Raw genomic sequence first — 15,305 nt, 5'->3', positions numbered from 1 at the left:
ACTAACCGCTAAATGATACTTTGATAATCTAAATGAATTTGTATGAAACCAGTAAAAACCATAACACGATGGATGATCTTAACACTTGTTTCTTCGGTAACGACAAGCGTACTAAACGCACAACGTATTACAAAAGCAGATTCAAATCTTATAGAACGCGTAGCTGCGCTTGAAAAGCAGGTTGCAGATATTAAACCCGCCGAAAGCCATTTTATGGTGGTGGGGCTGGCCACATTTGGCTTTGTTGCTTCAACAACAAAATACAAACCGCCTTCAGAGCCACAGCAAATTACTAAAACAAACAGTTTTCCTGATGCTGACCGGTACGAATTCAGCCCCATGTTGCTTTGGCGACATGGTACAAAATGGCTTCTCGAATTTGAGCCCTCCTATACAGGCGGCGCCCTGGAAGTGAACTGGGCAGATTTATGTTATTATGCCGCTCCCGGACTAATCATCAGAGGCGGTTATTTTGTATTGCCCTTCGGTATTTATAACAGGCGATTGGCCGCAGGCTGGATCAATAAATTGGCCCCTGACCCCGAAGGAATTGATTTGCCGGGAACCGATTTCGGTGTAGAAGTGAGCGGTGGACTTCCTCTGGGCAATATGAAATGGAGCTATGCAGTAAGCCTTACGAATGGACTGCAACTTTTGCCCGATGGAGAACTTCAAACAGCAGGCGTTACAGATAACAATACCAAAAAAACAGTTTGCGGCAGACTCGCCTTGCTGCCTATTTCCAATTCATCCCTTGAAATTGGTGTTTCCGGTCTCTATGGCGGCGCAGGAGATGCTGACTCCCGTTTTAGTAAAGCAAACAGCACAATGTATGGGGCCGACCTGAACTATGTTAAAACTTTCACACCTTTTCTTATAAACGTGAAAGGACAATACAACAGAATCACCACCAATAACCAGCAATATATCAAACCTACCGATTCAACGTTGTACACCTTCGATAACAAAAGTTCTTCGGTTTTTGCACAAATATCTATCAGACCTGTATCTGCGGAAAGTAACCTGGTAAAAAATCTTGAGCTGGCATTCCGATACGTTAATTACAAAACACCCGAAAATTCTACCTGGGGACAAAAATATCATGAAGAAGATATCGGACTGAATTACTGGTTATCGTGGAGGTCTGTACTCAAATTTACCTATGCATGGGCCCGCTCTACAAGCACTGCTAATGTTTCGGCCGGAGGCATTCCCGGTATAACAGACACGAACAATCTATACTTACAATTTTCCATTCAACTTTAAAATCAGCATATGAAAATATATAAAATAAAAAAAATTACCTGGGTCGTGGTAGCAGGGTTGAGCATTTTGCTGGTTGTTCTTATAGATAGCTGCGTGGAAAGCCGGAAAGTTGCTGAAAAAACAGGAGCACAGCTTTGGGCTGAAAATTGCCAGAGATGCCATAACACACCATCTGCGAATACATTTTCCCACGAGCAATGGATAACGATTGGCATGCACATGCAATCAAGGGCACAGCTTACCGACAAGGAAAGAGACAAGATTATTTCATTTTTAAATCAATAATTACTATTCTCTATATCCAACAATAAACTACCTGACATGAAACTTTCAGTTTTGATCATACTGGCAGTTGTTATCGGCATGCCGGCAGTACAGTGCCGGTCGAAGCCAAAAACGATTTCGGGTAAAAGTTCATCTGCGTCCGATACCGGGCGTATAATGCCAAATAAAGATACTGTGCTCATGATGGCAGGCATAAACTCCAAAGGAATAGGCCGCTTTAGAAATATACAAATGACACATCCATTAGATGAAAAGATGGTTAACAGGGGAAGGATTATTTACGAGTCGAAATGTTTTGCCTGCCATAAACTAACGAAAGAGATGCTGGTGGGGCCCGGATGGTCAGGCGTTACAGACAGGAGGCGGCCCGAATGGATCATGAACTGGATCACCAATACAAAAATGATGCTCGATAAAGATCAGGCTGCACAGACCGATCTGGTAATATGTTTAATTCGAATGCCTAACCAGGACCTCACGGATGAACAGGCCCGGGAGGTTTTGGAGTTCATGCGCAGTAACGACGGTAAAAAATAAAGTTGCTTCAATTATAACTTATATACGCGGTTTGCTGATATTGCCCGGGGATCCGGGAAGTACGATTTTCATAAACTTGTTTTTTAAACGAAGACTTCTTTAACCCAAAGTTCTTTTATTACAAATGGGTAAAAGTGTTCTGATCTGCGAAGTTTGTATGAAAATGTAATATTACCTGATCAACAGCACCGTTCCTTTCTTTTCGATCGTTGTGCCTGCCGATGTTTTAATTACAATGGTATACACATAGACGCCTGTCATGGCCTGACTGCCGCCCATGGTACCGTTCCAACCGGTTTGAATGTCCCTGCTTTCAAATACTTTACCGCCGTAACGGTTGAAGATCATCATGCGGAAAGACTTCGGCGCATCGGCAGTAATAACACGGAATAAGTCGTTATGTCCATCGCCGTTAGGTGAAAAGGCATCGGGTATAATATAGCCCAGGCAGGTTACAGCCGGCTTCAGTGAAATTTGCGCTGTATCAGTACAGCCATTGTTATCGGTGCCTGTAACGGTATAGAGCACATCGCTTTTCAACATTGCAACAGGATTGCTGATGGCCGCATCGGAAAGTCCGGTTGCGGGGCTCCACTGGTATACAGAAGCGCCGGTAGCATTCAGCATAACAGAGCCGCCTGCACAAAGAGGTCCGGTTACAGGGCTTATACTAACCTGCGGAAGCGCGTAAACCGTTACGTTATGTGTTGCCTGGTTTTGGCAGGCCCCTGTAATAGCAGTTAGCGTAACGGCATGATCGCCACCGGTGCTCCATACCACCTGGTATGGACCGGCGCCGGCGCCGTTTACCGACACTGTGTTGCCGAAATCCCAGGCATAGTTGTCAGGCACAGCCGTCATGCTCATGGCGCTGATTGTTGATGCCTCTCCGGCGCATGCGGGCGACCATTCGAAGTTGGCCGCCGGGTTGGGATTAACGGTTACCGTAACAATAGTACGGGCACTTTCGCAACCACTCGTTTGGCTCACATAATAAGTAAAGGTTCCTGCGGTAGCTGTAACAGGTGTTGGCGCAACAGCGGCGCCGGTTCCGCCGGTAGCTGTGGTATACCAAAGCAAATTGGTTCCTGTGGCTGTTAAAACAACGGCCGCATCGTTCTGACAATAAGTGGGCGATGCAGCTGTCGGCGCAACGGGTTGACTGCCTACTGTTACCGCAATAGCCGTACGGGGGCTTTCACAACCACTCGTTTGACTAACATAATATGTGATAATTCCGGCAGCAGTGGTTGAAGGGGTTGGCGCAGTAGCCGTACCGCTGCCACCGATAGCGGTTGTATACCAAAGAAGGTTTGAACCCGTAGCGGTGAGAGGAACAGCATTAGCAAATTCGCAATAATATACAGGCGCTGTCGCAGGAGCAGTGGGTTGATTATTGATGGTAACTGTTACGGGCGTACGCGCACTTTCACAACTGCCCGCCGGTGTTTGCGTCACATACCAGGTGGTAGTACCAGCTGAGGCGGTTGATGGTACCGGAGCTGATGAACTGCCTGTACCGCCGGATGCCACAGTATACCAAAGCAGATTGGTTCCGGTGGCTGTTAATGCAGTGGCGGTAGCATTCTGGCAATAACCGGGCGATGCAGCTGTTGGTGCAGCAGATGGGCTGCCAACAGTGACGGTAACGAGCTTTCGCGCACTTTCGCAACTGCCCGCCGGCGTTTGTGTTACATACCAGGTAGTAGTACCAGCTGAGGCGGTTGATGGAACCGGGGCCGTTGAACTGCCTGTGCCGCCGGTAGCTGCAGTATACCAAAGCAGGTTGCTGCCGGTAGCTGTTAGTGCAGTGGCGGTAGCATTCTGGCAATAATTGGGTGATGCAGCTGTTGGTGCAGCAGATGCGCTGCCAATAGTAACAGTTACGGCTGTACGGTTACTTTCGCAACTGCCCGCAGGCGTTTGTGTTACATACCAGGTGGTAGTGCCTGCCGAGGCGGTTGATGGTACCGGAGCTGATGAACTGCCTGTTCCACCGGTAGCTGCAGTATACCAAAGCAGATTGCTGCCGGTAGCTGTTAGTGCAGTGGCGATAGCATTCTGGCAATAATTGGGTGAAACGGCAGTTGGTGCGGCAGATGCGTTGCCAACAGTAACTGTTACAGGCCTTCGCGCACTTTCGCAACTACCCGCCGGCGTTTGCGTTACATACCAGGTGGTAGTACCCGCTGATACAGTGGAAGGCACCGGGGCTGTTGAATTGCCTGTACCGCCGGTAGCCGCAGTATACCAAAGCAGGTTGCTTCCGGTAGCGGTTAAAGCAGCTGCAACATCATTCAAACAATAAGTTGCGCCGGATGCGGTTGGCATAGTAGCCCCCGCTTTAATGATGGCCAGGATGTTAACACGCGGCCCTTCGCAACCACTGGGGTCAACCTGGCTCACGTAATAATATTGCGCTCCCGAACTGCTTGTAGATGGTGTTGGCGCTGTGGCAGAACCGGTGCCACCCGTAGCTGTAGTATACCAGAGCAATGTATTTCCTGCAGTGGGTGTAGCGGTTAAAGGGCTGGCAGTAGCATATTGGCAAAAGGTAGCATTGGCTACGCCCGGATAAAGAGGCAGCGCCGATTCATAAGCGCCGATATCCATCCCATTTCCCTGGGGGCGTACATTGCCATCAAAATCGGTGGTTAAGCCAAAAACAGAATATCCCTGGTCAACAACCGGGCTGCAATGTACCACATGAAAATCATTACCGGCCGCATTGACAAATTGCGGATCAACATCAAGATTGCTACTGATCGGCGTTACGAGGTCCAGATCGCAATGGTCGAAAGAAGAATTTGGACCCACCATTAAGGGGCCCGGATAAGGTGCTCCGGATTTCCACACAATAACATTGGTCAACCAAACTTTGCTTTTAAAGGAACCGGTTTGCTGATTATAAACTACGGGAGCCGTATTATTGTAAAGGGTACAGTTATTCATTGTGGTTATCATGTCGGTATAGGGATTATCTAACAAACATGCCATTACCGAACCCTGTGCGGCCACACTGTTGTTGTTGGTAAAAATACAGTTTTGAATAGTGGCCATTCCCCAGTCGCCATTCATCGTTAGTGAAGCAATTGCACCGCCCATAACGGCTGTATTGTTGTCGAATTGGGTTGTAGCTATAGTATAAAAAGACTGAGCGCTGGCCCCATTTCCATATGCACAAAATCCACCGCCATATACGGCAAAATTGGAAGTGATCACACAATTTTCCACATCTCCATAGGTAACCTCGCCCGCACCGGCCAGTACCAGCACCCCTCCGCCCGAATTATTGGGTTGCGGTGTAGTGCTGCCGGGATAGCCGGCATTGGCATTGCCATCGCGAATGGTAAACCCATCGAGAAATCTGCCGCCCTGAAATGTCCAGCAGGTAACCACATGGTACGAATTATCGCTGGCATCGCCGGATACGCCAATGTCGCCGCTAAGGATGGTAATATTTGTTTTGGGGTTTCGCTGGGTACGTGCTGTTTCTGTACCATTAAATCCACCATAAACACTATATCCGAATGTTAACGTAAAAGTGGCCGCCCTGTTAGTGGTAGTAGTTGGTTTGTAGATACCCTGCGCCACCCATATTTCATCTCCGTAATTCATTACCGCCAGGGCCAGATTCAGATCATTATAAGCTGTTGCCCAACTGGTGCCGGCGCCGGGTGTGGGATTGTTAATATTAACGTAGCGAATGGTAGCAAAACAGCAGTTGGTCGATAGCAGGAATAAAAGAAGGTACATTACGGGCGGGGTACGAAATGCAAACATAGAATTCGGTTGGGTCTTAATTTTAAAAACGGTTATTGATCAGCGCCTTAAATACTTATGCCCATTAACGCAATTGTATAAGTAATTGATATGTAAGTCACATGTTTTTTTTCGATATAACATTTGTCCGGTTGTCACACAAAACAAAAAAGGTCCCTGGAATACCCAGAGACCCTTATTCATTTTCTCAATTCGAAATATTATTGTTGCTCATAGGCTCCCATGTCAACCGCTCCATTAACTACCCTGGGCTTGCCATCGAGATCTTTTTCTGTGGCATCAGTGATCCAGGCAGGATTGCCGGCTTTTAAACCGGGACTTCCTGCTTTAACATGCAGGTCTGGTGTCGTAAGGGAGGCTAAAAGCGGATCCTTGAAGAAAGAATGCGCTTCCTGCCCCGTTTTGGTTTTATAGTCAGCGAAAGATCCATAACTACTGTTACGCCAGTTGACCGTGATATCGGAAGCGTTTCCACCCGCTGTAAACCAGTCATTGTAGTCAAAGGTATTTCCCGTTTGCGGAGAAATATTCTCCAATGAGAACAGCGTATTCTGACTATTGGTGTAAAAAACATTATTACCGATGGTACAATTGGAGGCCTTTGTCATATATATTTCCCCGGACCCATCATTGTTGGTATTGTTCTTAAAAAAGGTGTTATTCCTGATGATACTATTAGTCACCTGTCCGGATGTACCCGAGTCATATCCGCCAATGGCAATTCCCGTAACCTCGTTCAGGTAGATCACGTTATTAGTGACCGTGATATTACTGGCCGTGCCATTCTCTTCATTGCCTACTTCAATTCCATAACCATTTTGATAGGTTATATTCCGGTCAATTTTAATATCCCTTCCCCCATCAACATAAATGCCGCCACTTGTAGCATAACCAGCCTTGTTATTGTAGCAGATATTTCCCCTGATTAAACCATTCCGGGACTGGTCTAATGAAGAATTGGAACTTGTTCCATAATTCCCTATCGCTGCAATTCCAATGTTCGAATTGTCGTGTACTTTGTTGTTGGTAATTGTAAATCCGTCGATATTGCCATCTAAAGACAATGATTCGCTGAAGCCGGTAATATTATTGCTGAATTCACAACTATCAAGGACCAGATTCGTAATAGCATTTGCCTGAGCGGCCCCATATCCGTATGCAATGAATGGTTGTGCATTTTGATTTGAATTCGGTGTAGTAGACGCACTACTGGTCCAGTTAATAGTTTTGAACACCACATTATGGAAGGTTAAATTACTTGCCCCACCGGTTTTACTGGCCGTAACCAGAATGCCCACTGCGTTGTTTTTTGTAATATGTTGAACAGTGAGATTGTTGAAAATGAGAAAGCTTTTGTCGGCGATGGTAAGAATGGTAGTGCCTGAATTTTTTGACCCGTCTATGATCACCTGTTCATTATTGTAATTCGTAAATGTAACAGGGTTTCCCGCAGTACCGCTAACTTTTACCGTCAGTTGTTCATAGTAAGTGCCGCCTTTGATCATTACCGTACTCCCGGCCACGGCTGTACTAAAGGATTTCTGGATTGTTTTCCAGGCTGTGGCAAGGGTCAGACCGTCATTTTGGTCGTTGCCCAGCGCTCCATCAACATAATAAACCTGAACAGCGGACACACTGGCAGGAGTACCTTTGGAATCCTCAGAATTTACAGAACCCTCTTTTTTACAGGAAAAGCAAAAAAACAGAACGGATAGCAATAAAATGTTGCGCATTAACATAAGGTTTGATTATAAAAGGGACCATACAGAAAAAATAGTGCCGTTTTTTGCTTCCAACGCATAGGTGCCAGTGCAATTTTTCTGAATCATGAGTATTTTATGACGGTATAAAGCAAACCAGCAGGCAGTTTGAAAGGCTGCAATCGATTGTTTAAAAAATCTTTTTACGCCGGTAATGGAAGACAATAAAATTGAGAAACCCATCGCTTAATCTTATCTTTAAAGGAGCATTAATACTTTGCAAAGCAAATGACAACGTTCCGATTCAGTCCGGTTACACCACATCCGTTGTTAAGACCTTACATTGCGAAAATGTGGGTGTTCGAAAGCAGCGGTCGTCTTCCCGACCTGGATAAAAAACTGATCGTCCCAAATGCAAATTTCAAATTAGCCTTTACCTGTAGTAACGGGCTCGTAGCCCGTGTGGGAGATAAAACCTTCACCCAAAAAGAGAATGAGCTCACATTTACAGGCCTCGTCGATTCGCCTGTGAATCTTGATCCGAAGGAAGACGCGCAGACAAACACGATAGTTATTGAATTCAACCCGCTCGGAGCGTATCGTTTATTTCATTTATCGTACCCTGAGGTCAAAAATCAAATAGTCGGGATGGCAGATCTGATCGGCAACAGTGCGCAGGAACTTCAGTCGCAACTTGCCGGGGCAAAAGCTTTAGATCTGAAATTACAACTCCTGCAAAACTTTCTGATCAAACAGTTGGAAAAATCCGCTCCGGACTCAATATATGATTATTGTATCAATCGTATAGCTGACTCCAAAGGTCTGATTAGCGTGGCACAGCTTGAAAAAGAAACGGGCTACAGCTCGCGATGGCTTCATAGAAAATTTATCGAACATTTGGGTACAGGCCCCAAAAACCTTTCCGAAATAGTCCGGTTCAAACAATTTTACCAGGTGTATTCAACCGGTGCCAAATTGCAAAGCTTAAAAGAACATATTAACCATTTTTACCATTACTACTACGACCAATCCCATTTCCTCAGGGCATTTAAAAGGTTCACCGGCTTCACCCCTACCGACCTTCAAAACAGCATAAATGAACTCGCCACCAAACATTATACGAGTTGAGTTCCGATTCGTACAATACTTAAGGATACTATGGCTCTACCTTTGTTTAAAAATAAACAAAATGGAAAAGAACAATTTTAACAGCAGTATCTCTGCAAAAATCAGCGCAGGTGAGGCGATCAAAAAGATCAGCAATGTGCCGGAATGGTGGGGAATAACATTTACAGGAAGCTCCGAAAAACAAAATGATAAATTTGTCGTAAAGATGGGTGGAGATTCTTTCTTCAACTTTACGGTAGCAGAATTGATCCCCGGTAAAAGAGTTGTTTGGTTAGTTACAGATTGCAACATGCCCTGGTATTCGGATAAAAAAGAATGGGCTAACACCAAATTAATTTTTGACCTCACTGAAAATAACGGCATAACAGAGCTGAACTTCACACACGAAGGCCTTACGCCCGACGTTGAGTGCTACAAGGACTGTGAACCAGGCTGGACCCATTGGATCAAAACAAGTTTATTTTCCTATTTTACTACAGGGAAAGGTGTTTTTAGAGCGCCCACTAAATAAAGAAACAAGATTCTCCTTTCTTTGTCTCCGCAGGGTCTTTCGCAGGAGGCCCTGCGCTTTGAAAATCACAAAAGCGGGATAACCTAAATTTCTAATATTTCCGGAAGTCCGTATATTTTGCAATTACTTATGTTCTTAGTTTCTATAGGTATTTCAGCATTGTAACGTCCGTTTAAGAACATTCCCCGATCTGCTAATTCAGCCCAGGGTTCTTTACAATAATAAATATTGAGCATTATCGCCGCTTCAAACCTTTCTCTCATCCTTTTGTCGGGCCGGATTGTAATCTAATAACAAGTATATTTTGGAAAATACTTTTCATATTCTGATATGTCCGCTACGATTTCGCCCTTTTTGTTGATTATCTTTCCTTTTCCTTCCTTATAAACTGTTGTGTATTCTCCAAAGAAATCGTACACCTGATCGTAAATAACAGGAACAATTATCTTTCCTGTTGTGTCAATAAAGCCTGATTTGTGACCTGAACCGGGAATACATACTTCTGCCATTCCATTACAAAAAGGAAAATAAACCAGGCTATCGATAGTATTTGTAATTACAGGCTGTCCCAATTTGTTTATATAGAAAGACCTACTCACGATTTTTACTTTGTTGCCAAATTTATCAATGTAAAAGGTTTTTCCATTGCCCAAAACGCTTGCCAAACCTTCACTAAAACGATCGTGTCCCATTTCGTTGAAAAATGCAATTCTTTTACCTAATGTGTCAATATATTCAGCAGTATTGCCCGTCCACAGTAATGCAATGCCATCATAGAATTGATCACCACAGGGATACGAAGTTTTGATTATTGTTTCGCCTTTAGTATTTAAAAAACAAATACATTTATTAATCCTTGCCAAAGCTCTTCCAAAACGAAAAGAATAGACTTCTCGAATTTTTGATTTGAATGCAATATTTCCTGATTTGTCAATAAAAACAGTTGGATATGCTTTTTCTGTTGGGTTAACCTTTGCAAGTCCGCAAGAAAAAGGTTCAGCGTATTTGAATTGAGGTTTAATAGTAAATGTGCCTCGTTCGTTTATATAGCCCCATAGTCCATTTACTTCAGCTAAAGCTAAGTTCTCAGAAAAATATCCTACACTATCGAACTGATAAGGGATTTTCAGAATTTGGTTATTGTCAATGAAGCCCCATTTCTGATCACGCTTAACAGGGAATAAACAATGGGTACTGTCATCACAAAATGCACTTTGGATTGTCAGGAATAGAAAAATAAAAACTGGCGTTATAACTTTCATAATGTATCGATAGTAGCGCAAACAATGGTTGGCAGATTTGCGATGGTCGGGGCACGAAACCCCTCCTGACCTAATCAGGTAAATCAAATTCATTTCCCTCCAGGAAGTCAAGTGTCGAGTTCAGTTTGATTTTGTAATTCTCTTTGTCGGTATACTTTGAATTATCTAAATATGTTTCATACGATTTATAGATTTCTTCAAAAGCATCTCTGCTATATTTGTTTGCAAGAATTAAACCGGAGGTGAAATGCTTTTCCACACTCATAAACTCAGTCCTTTTTATTGGGAGTGAGTTCAATTCCTTTTCAAGCTTTTTCAGGTCAGTAAATCTATTGAAGAAAGGATTTATAAAAGTTTGATAGCTTTCTATCATATCTTCCGCAGCTTTATTAATCGAAAAATTGTCATACTGATGAGTTGCCTGATCATAAAGGTCAAAACTGTCTTTACCATTATTCTTTTTACATTCTGAATAGTTAAGCAAATCTTGTCCAATAGTTGAATTTAAAATTCGCTGCTTACTCCCATTCATTTGCTTCAATATTTTTTCAAGTTCAAAAAAACTGCTATTCCAATAAATTCTACCACTTACAAGGTGTCCCCATTTTAAAAATGAAGGATATACTTTTTCAATACGGTTACTGTAAGTTCGTTCGAAAAACGTCTTCTTAAATAGATAATTATTTTCAATAAAAAATTTATTCAGTACTTCTAAAAGTCTCTTGCCTGGTGGTAGTGAAGGATCTGTAATTAGCATAGTCGTTCCAATTCTTTAGAGTGTCCCTGTACAATAGCAGCCATCATTATAGTTCCGCTATTATGCTCTATTCCTAACAGCAAACCAATAATGCAATTTATTCTTTTTTAGATACTTAACAAAAGAGCGGTTAGTTGCCCTGCTGGGAAAATGAGTAATGACGAGGCAGTATTACATATGTCAGTCGCACACTTACTGCCAAAAACAACACACTTATCGCCCAAATCCGCACACTTATCAACTCTATCTTTGTAATTTGAAAAATAAATATAATTTCCCATTACGTTAAAGCACTAATAAAAGAAGTAAAAGGAAATTACTAATCGTTTACACCTGATCTGGAAAAAACATTAACAGGTTCAAGTAAAGTAGTCATTGAAACTGCAAAGAAAAATTTAGTGTATATCAACGAACAGCACGCATGAGATCAGGTAATTATCGTACCCCGTTATTGATATTTGTTTTTTTGCCTTTGCTGCTGACCGGTGGACGTCTTTGGCTCGTACAATTATCCGCAGGGCTTATTGCCCTGGGTATCCCGATTGGTTACTATTGGGAAGTTATCTGCAGGGTTTACTCACTTTTACTGGTTTTGTCAATTTTTTTTGTGGCTACCATTTCTGAAAAACTTTTGGCTGCTGCGGTAAATTCAGAAGGCAATAATACAATAGTCGTTGTGTTATTGTCAATTCCAATTTCAGATAACATTTGCATTCTTCGTAATTCGAGTGCAATAGGGCTTCCTTCCATTTCTTTCGCTCCCTGTGTTAATTTTAATGATGCTTCAAGCTCGGCTTCCGCTTTTACAATTCTAGCTCTTTTTTCTCTTATCGCTTCAGCTTCTCTCGCCATGGCTCTTTGCATTGCTTCGGGAATTTCAACGTCTTTCATTTCTACCATTTCTATTTTTATTCCCCAGGGTTCAGTCGCAGCATCTACAATTTTTTGAAGTCTTCCATTTATCTGTTCCCGCTCTTTTAAAACTTCGTCAAGCGAATGTTGACCGATAATGTTTCTCAATGCAGTAACAGAAAATTGATAAACTGCTTTGTAGAAGTCTGCTACTTTTATAATCGCTTTTTCAGGGTCTGTTACTCTAAACCATAGAACGGCATTAACTTTTATCGTTACGCTATCCTTTGTAATTGTTTCCTGTTGTTCTAAATCAACGGTCTTTGTACGAATGTCGATTGTTCTCTTTTTATCAATAAATGGAATAATCCAAAACAATCCCGGACCTTTTGTTCCGTGAAATCTACCAAGTCTAAAAACAATTGCCCGTTCATATTCTTTAGCAATACAAAGTCCAAGGACAATAAAAAGAAGCACAATTGCTCCAATAATAATAGGGATAGGAAGTGTCATTGTTATATTTTTAAAATGTCGATTTACCTGGTCTGCAGGAAAGTATTATAATTAGTTAGTATGCCAACACTGAAAATATTACAACCTGGTCAATAAAATATCTCATTAACAGAGAATAAGCTATACGCAGGCTTAGACCTGCAAAATTCTATCTTCGCAGAGTACCTTGCAAACTGTATCACAAAAGAAAGTGGAAAAAACGCTAAGCGCCTTTACTTGTCAACGGCGGCAATTTACCGGTGGGGTATTTCAAACCAGGTAGTGGGCTCTCCTATTGCCCGCCAGGATGACAGGGATGGGCAGTCGAATGGGAAAAGACCGGCATATCTCATCCCTATTTTTTCCAGCACTCTCCGGGAGGCCAGGTTGTCGGGATGTGTCATCCCATAAACCTCTTTGAGCTGTAATGTCTTCAACCCATATTGCAGGGCAGCACTGGCTGCCTCTGTCGCATAGCCCTGCCCCCAGTATTTCCTGAGAAGCCTGTAGCCAAAATCATAATAATCGGAATGCTGATTGATTGTTTCCTTTATAAGCCGGAATCCCGTCCAACCTACAAACGCTCCATCGTCTTTTTTGATGATCGCCCACCGGCACACGCCGACCTCGGCGTATTGGCGCTGTAAGAACACAATGAGATCTCTGGTCTGTTTGATATCCGTGAAAGGATTATTTCCGAGATATTTGTGCACCTCGCTGTCCGAATCCAACTCGAACATACCTTGTTCGTCTGTGGGATGTATTTCTCTGATTAGCAATCTTTCAGTCTCTATCAGAAGGTTTGCATTTCTCAAGGACTAAAGTTTATAAGCAAATGTAATAGATGCTGTTCGCACCATAACAGAAATAAACCAAACTTTAGTTAAAATACTTATCCAACTTTATAAATCAGGAAACGATATACTATGTTTATCCTGCAATTCTCAAACACCTTACTTCCGGATCATGAAAAAATTATTACTCTGTTTGTCACTTTTACCCACAATCGCAATCTCCTCGTATGCACAACAGATAGTGAACGGCTGGATGAGGTGATGCAGGCCGCCACCAATGCCGGCATTTTTAACGGGGTAGTGCTTGTAGCCCGGAACGACAGCATTTTACTTTTCAAAAGTTACGGCTGGAGGGATTTTGAACATAAAATTCCACACGACACCAATTCCGTATTTCAGATTGGGTCGGTGACGAAGCAATTCACCGCTACGGTCATTCTGTGGCTGCAGGAGCATGGGCGGTTAAACGTAAACGATAAACTTAGTAAATATTTCCCGCAATACCCTTATGCGAACAGGATAGCCATTAAGAACCTGTTAACACATACATCGGGTATCTATAACTTCACGGATGAACATTATTTAGAAGATCATACAACGGCGGAGGATCTGTATCGCTGGAACCTTGCCCTGTACACGAATTCGATCATCAGCCAGGCATCTTTGAACGAGGCTTTTACTCCGTACAAGGGCAATTATGGTTATGGCTGGTATATTGAATCCGGCGGTGGCGTAAAATTTATGGCGCATAATGGCGGCATCTGGGGGTTTGAGGCGCAACTCAAAAGATTCCCGCAGAATCATGGCTGTATCATTATACTCCGCAATGAAATGATGCCTTTCGATGAATATGCTTTAAGCCTTCACCGCATCCTTAATCACGATCCTAATTACTATATCCCCCGAAAAGAAATTGTTGTTGGAGCAGACAGCCTGCGGCCATTTACCGGGCAATATGAGCTTATTGACAAGCCGGAATTCAAGGCTGATATCGTTCTTTCAGCCGATCACCTGGAATTGACATGGTCACATATGGCCCCCGCAGGAAATTTTTGCCGAAAAAAAGGATTTCTTCCATTTCAAAGTATACAATATGCAGTTGGCTTTTACACGCAATGAGCAGGGGCAGGTTTCCGGCTTTTCGGCCATTGGCAGCGGACAGACCTTTAAGTACAGGAAACTGTAATAGCTGTTTTGTATATTCGCTACATTAAAATGATGCCTATAAGTAGCCTATGAAAGCCTTTTTTATTAGTGGAATCGGAGCAGATAAAAGATTATTCTCCTATATCGAATTGCCTCCGGGGATCGATCCCGAATATATTGAATGGATTCTTCCGCACGAAAAAGAATCGCTGCAGGAATATGCTATTCGCCTGTTTACTCCGTATTATACGGATCAGCCCTTTATTCTAATCGGTTTATCACTTGGAGGAATTGTGGCAGTTGAGATTGCTAAAAAATTTCCTCCGGTTTGTACCGTCATTATAAGTAGTGTTCCTGTTAGCAGCCAACTGCCCCCCTATTATAAGTTTGCCAGGAAGATAAATTTACAACGCCATATTCCGGCTGGCTTGTTTAAGATAACCGCTACGCTAAAACATTATATTTTCATGAAATCCCGGACTAATAAAAAGCTAATGCGGCACGTTATCAGGGATGGAAATAGTCGATTCATCAAATGGGGTATGAACGCGGTACTTTCCTGGACCAATGAGGTATTACCCAAACCACTGAGTCATATTCACGGTACCAGGGATGAGGTATTTCCCGTTAAATATGCAAAACCTACCCATGTTATTCCTAAAGGAGGCCATATGCTTGTATTAAACCGTGCAACAGAAATCAACAATATACTTCAGGAAATACTGCTCCCATATAAATCAATCCAAAACTCGTAATAGTTGGATTTTTTGATTTCAATTTCATTCGTGACCG

13 protein-coding genes are annotated in these 15,305 nt (G+C 42.9%); 7 read left to right on the top strand and 6 right to left on the bottom strand.

The window, feature by feature from the left end; all coding sequences use genetic code 11:
• Positions 1-42: 42 nt before the first annotated feature.
• Genes AC59IL_RS34460 through AC59IL_RS34450 form a run of 3 tightly spaced genes read left to right on the top strand, consistent with a single transcriptional unit; the run spans position 43 to position 2,088 of the window.
• Entirely contained in the window at positions 43-1,266 is a 1,224-nt protein-coding gene (locus AC59IL_RS34460) for a putative porin (RefSeq protein WP_496556812.1), read from the top strand.
• Positions 1,267-1,275: 9 nt separating this feature from the next.
• Positions 1,276-1,551 (top strand): c-type cytochrome, encoded by a 276-nt coding sequence (locus tag AC59IL_RS34455; protein ID WP_496556811.1) that lies wholly within the window; start codon positions 1,276-1,278, stop codon positions 1,549-1,551.
• A 36-nt stretch (positions 1,552-1,587) separates the two neighbouring features.
• Positions 1,588-2,088, top strand: a complete 501-nt coding sequence (locus tag AC59IL_RS34450; protein ID WP_496556810.1) for a c-type cytochrome — start codon at positions 1,588-1,590, stop codon at positions 2,086-2,088.
• Positions 2,089-2,259: 171 nt separating this feature from the next.
• Here AC59IL_RS34450 and AC59IL_RS34445 read toward each other — a convergent pair whose 3' ends face one another.
• Both AC59IL_RS34445 and AC59IL_RS34440 read right to left on the bottom strand, forming a co-directional pair.
• Complete coding sequence (locus AC59IL_RS34445; protein WP_496556809.1) at positions 2,260-5,871, bottom strand: Ig-like domain-containing protein; 3,612 nt, start codon at positions 5,869-5,871, stop codon at positions 2,260-2,262.
• Between the two features lie 200 nt (positions 5,872-6,071).
• Positions 6,072-7,604: a right-handed parallel beta-helix repeat-containing protein gene (locus tag AC59IL_RS34440; RefSeq protein ID WP_496556808.1), complete on the bottom strand. Its 1,533-nt coding sequence runs from the start codon at positions 7,602-7,604 to the stop codon at positions 6,072-6,074.
• A 255-nt stretch (positions 7,605-7,859) separates the two neighbouring features.
• Between AC59IL_RS34440 and AC59IL_RS34435 the strand changes: the two genes are divergently transcribed.
• Together AC59IL_RS34435 and AC59IL_RS34430 are read left to right on the top strand one after the other, a co-directional pair.
• The gene (locus AC59IL_RS34435; RefSeq protein WP_496556807.1) at positions 7,860-8,699 is read left to right on the top strand and encodes a DUF6597 domain-containing transcriptional factor; all 840 of its coding nucleotides are present in this window, start codon (positions 7,860-7,862) and stop codon (positions 8,697-8,699) included.
• Between the two features lie 61 nt (positions 8,700-8,760).
• Entirely contained in the window at positions 8,761-9,210 is a 450-nt protein-coding gene (locus AC59IL_RS34430) for an SRPBCC family protein (RefSeq protein WP_496556806.1), read from the top strand.
• 287 nt (positions 9,211-9,497) lie between these two features.
• Here AC59IL_RS34430 and AC59IL_RS34425 read toward each other — a convergent pair whose 3' ends face one another.
• The 4 genes from AC59IL_RS34425 to AC59IL_RS34410 form a co-directional block, all read right to left on the bottom strand.
• Positions 9,498-10,472, bottom strand: a complete 975-nt coding sequence (locus AC59IL_RS34425; RefSeq protein WP_496556805.1) for a WG repeat-containing protein — start codon at positions 10,470-10,472, stop codon at positions 9,498-9,500.
• A 70-nt stretch (positions 10,473-10,542) separates the two neighbouring features.
• Positions 10,543-11,229 (bottom strand): hypothetical protein, encoded by a 687-nt coding sequence (locus AC59IL_RS34420; protein WP_496556804.1) that lies wholly within the window; start codon positions 11,227-11,229, stop codon positions 10,543-10,545.
• Positions 11,230-11,802: 573 nt separating this feature from the next.
• On the bottom strand, positions 11,803-12,594 hold the full coding sequence (locus tag AC59IL_RS34415) for a slipin family protein (RefSeq protein WP_496556803.1): 792 nt from the start codon (positions 12,592-12,594) through the stop codon (positions 11,803-11,805).
• A 233-nt stretch (positions 12,595-12,827) separates the two neighbouring features.
• Positions 12,828-13,388 carry a GNAT family N-acetyltransferase gene (locus AC59IL_RS34410; protein WP_496556802.1) on the bottom strand — a complete coding sequence of 187 codons (561 nt, stop codon included), beginning with the start codon at positions 13,386-13,388 and terminating at the stop codon, positions 12,828-12,830.
• Positions 13,389-13,499: 111 nt separating this feature from the next.
• Here AC59IL_RS34410 and AC59IL_RS34405 point away from each other — a divergent pair, with 111 nt between their 5' ends.
• Both AC59IL_RS34405 and AC59IL_RS34400 read left to right on the top strand, forming a co-directional pair.
• On the top strand, positions 13,500-14,486 hold the full coding sequence (locus AC59IL_RS34405) for a serine hydrolase domain-containing protein (protein ID WP_496556801.1): 987 nt from the start codon (positions 13,500-13,502) through the stop codon (positions 14,484-14,486).
• Between the two features lie 116 nt (positions 14,487-14,602).
• Positions 14,603-15,268 (top strand): alpha/beta fold hydrolase, encoded by a 666-nt coding sequence (locus AC59IL_RS34400; protein WP_496556800.1) that lies wholly within the window; start codon positions 14,603-14,605, stop codon positions 15,266-15,268.
• The last annotated feature ends 37 nt before the right edge of the window (positions 15,269-15,305 follow it).

It is taken from the genome of Niastella sp. sgz303648 (genome assembly GCF_059587045.1).
This window is presented reverse-complemented; position numbering and strand designations above follow the sequence as displayed.

Excerpts from the sequence above, each read along its gene's own strand:
- AC59IL_RS34460 (WP_496556812.1), top strand. The coding sequence starts at position 43 with ATGAAACCAGTAAAAACCATAACACGATGGATGATCTTAACACTTGTT.
- AC59IL_RS34455 (WP_496556811.1), top strand. The coding sequence starts at position 1,276 with ATGAAAATATATAAAATAAAAAAAATTACCTGGGTCGTGGTAGCAGGG.
- AC59IL_RS34450 (WP_496556810.1), top strand. The coding sequence starts at position 1,588 with ATGAAACTTTCAGTTTTGATCATACTGGCAGTTGTTATCGGCATGCCG.
- AC59IL_RS34445 (WP_496556809.1), bottom strand. The coding sequence starts at position 5,871 with ATGTTTGCATTTCGTACCCCGCCCGTAATGTACCTTCTTTTATTCCTG.
- AC59IL_RS34440 (WP_496556808.1), bottom strand. The coding sequence starts at position 7,604 with ATGCGCAACATTTTATTGCTATCCGTTCTGTTTTTTTGCTTTTCCTGT.
- AC59IL_RS34435 (WP_496556807.1), top strand. The coding sequence starts at position 7,860 with ATGACAACGTTCCGATTCAGTCCGGTTACACCACATCCGTTGTTAAGA.
- AC59IL_RS34430 (WP_496556806.1), top strand. The coding sequence starts at position 8,761 with ATGGAAAAGAACAATTTTAACAGCAGTATCTCTGCAAAAATCAGCGCA.
- AC59IL_RS34425 (WP_496556805.1), bottom strand. The coding sequence starts at position 10,472 with ATGAAAGTTATAACGCCAGTTTTTATTTTTCTATTCCTGACAATCCAA.
- AC59IL_RS34420 (WP_496556804.1), bottom strand. The coding sequence starts at position 11,229 with ATGCTAATTACAGATCCTTCACTACCACCAGGCAAGAGACTTTTAGAA.
- AC59IL_RS34415 (WP_496556803.1), bottom strand. The coding sequence starts at position 12,594 with ATGACACTTCCTATCCCTATTATTATTGGAGCAATTGTGCTTCTTTTT.
- AC59IL_RS34405 (WP_496556801.1), top strand. The coding sequence starts at position 13,500 with ATGTTTATCCTGCAATTCTCAAACACCTTACTTCCGGATCATGAAAAA.
- AC59IL_RS34400 (WP_496556800.1), top strand. The coding sequence starts at position 14,603 with ATGAAAGCCTTTTTTATTAGTGGAATCGGAGCAGATAAAAGATTATTC.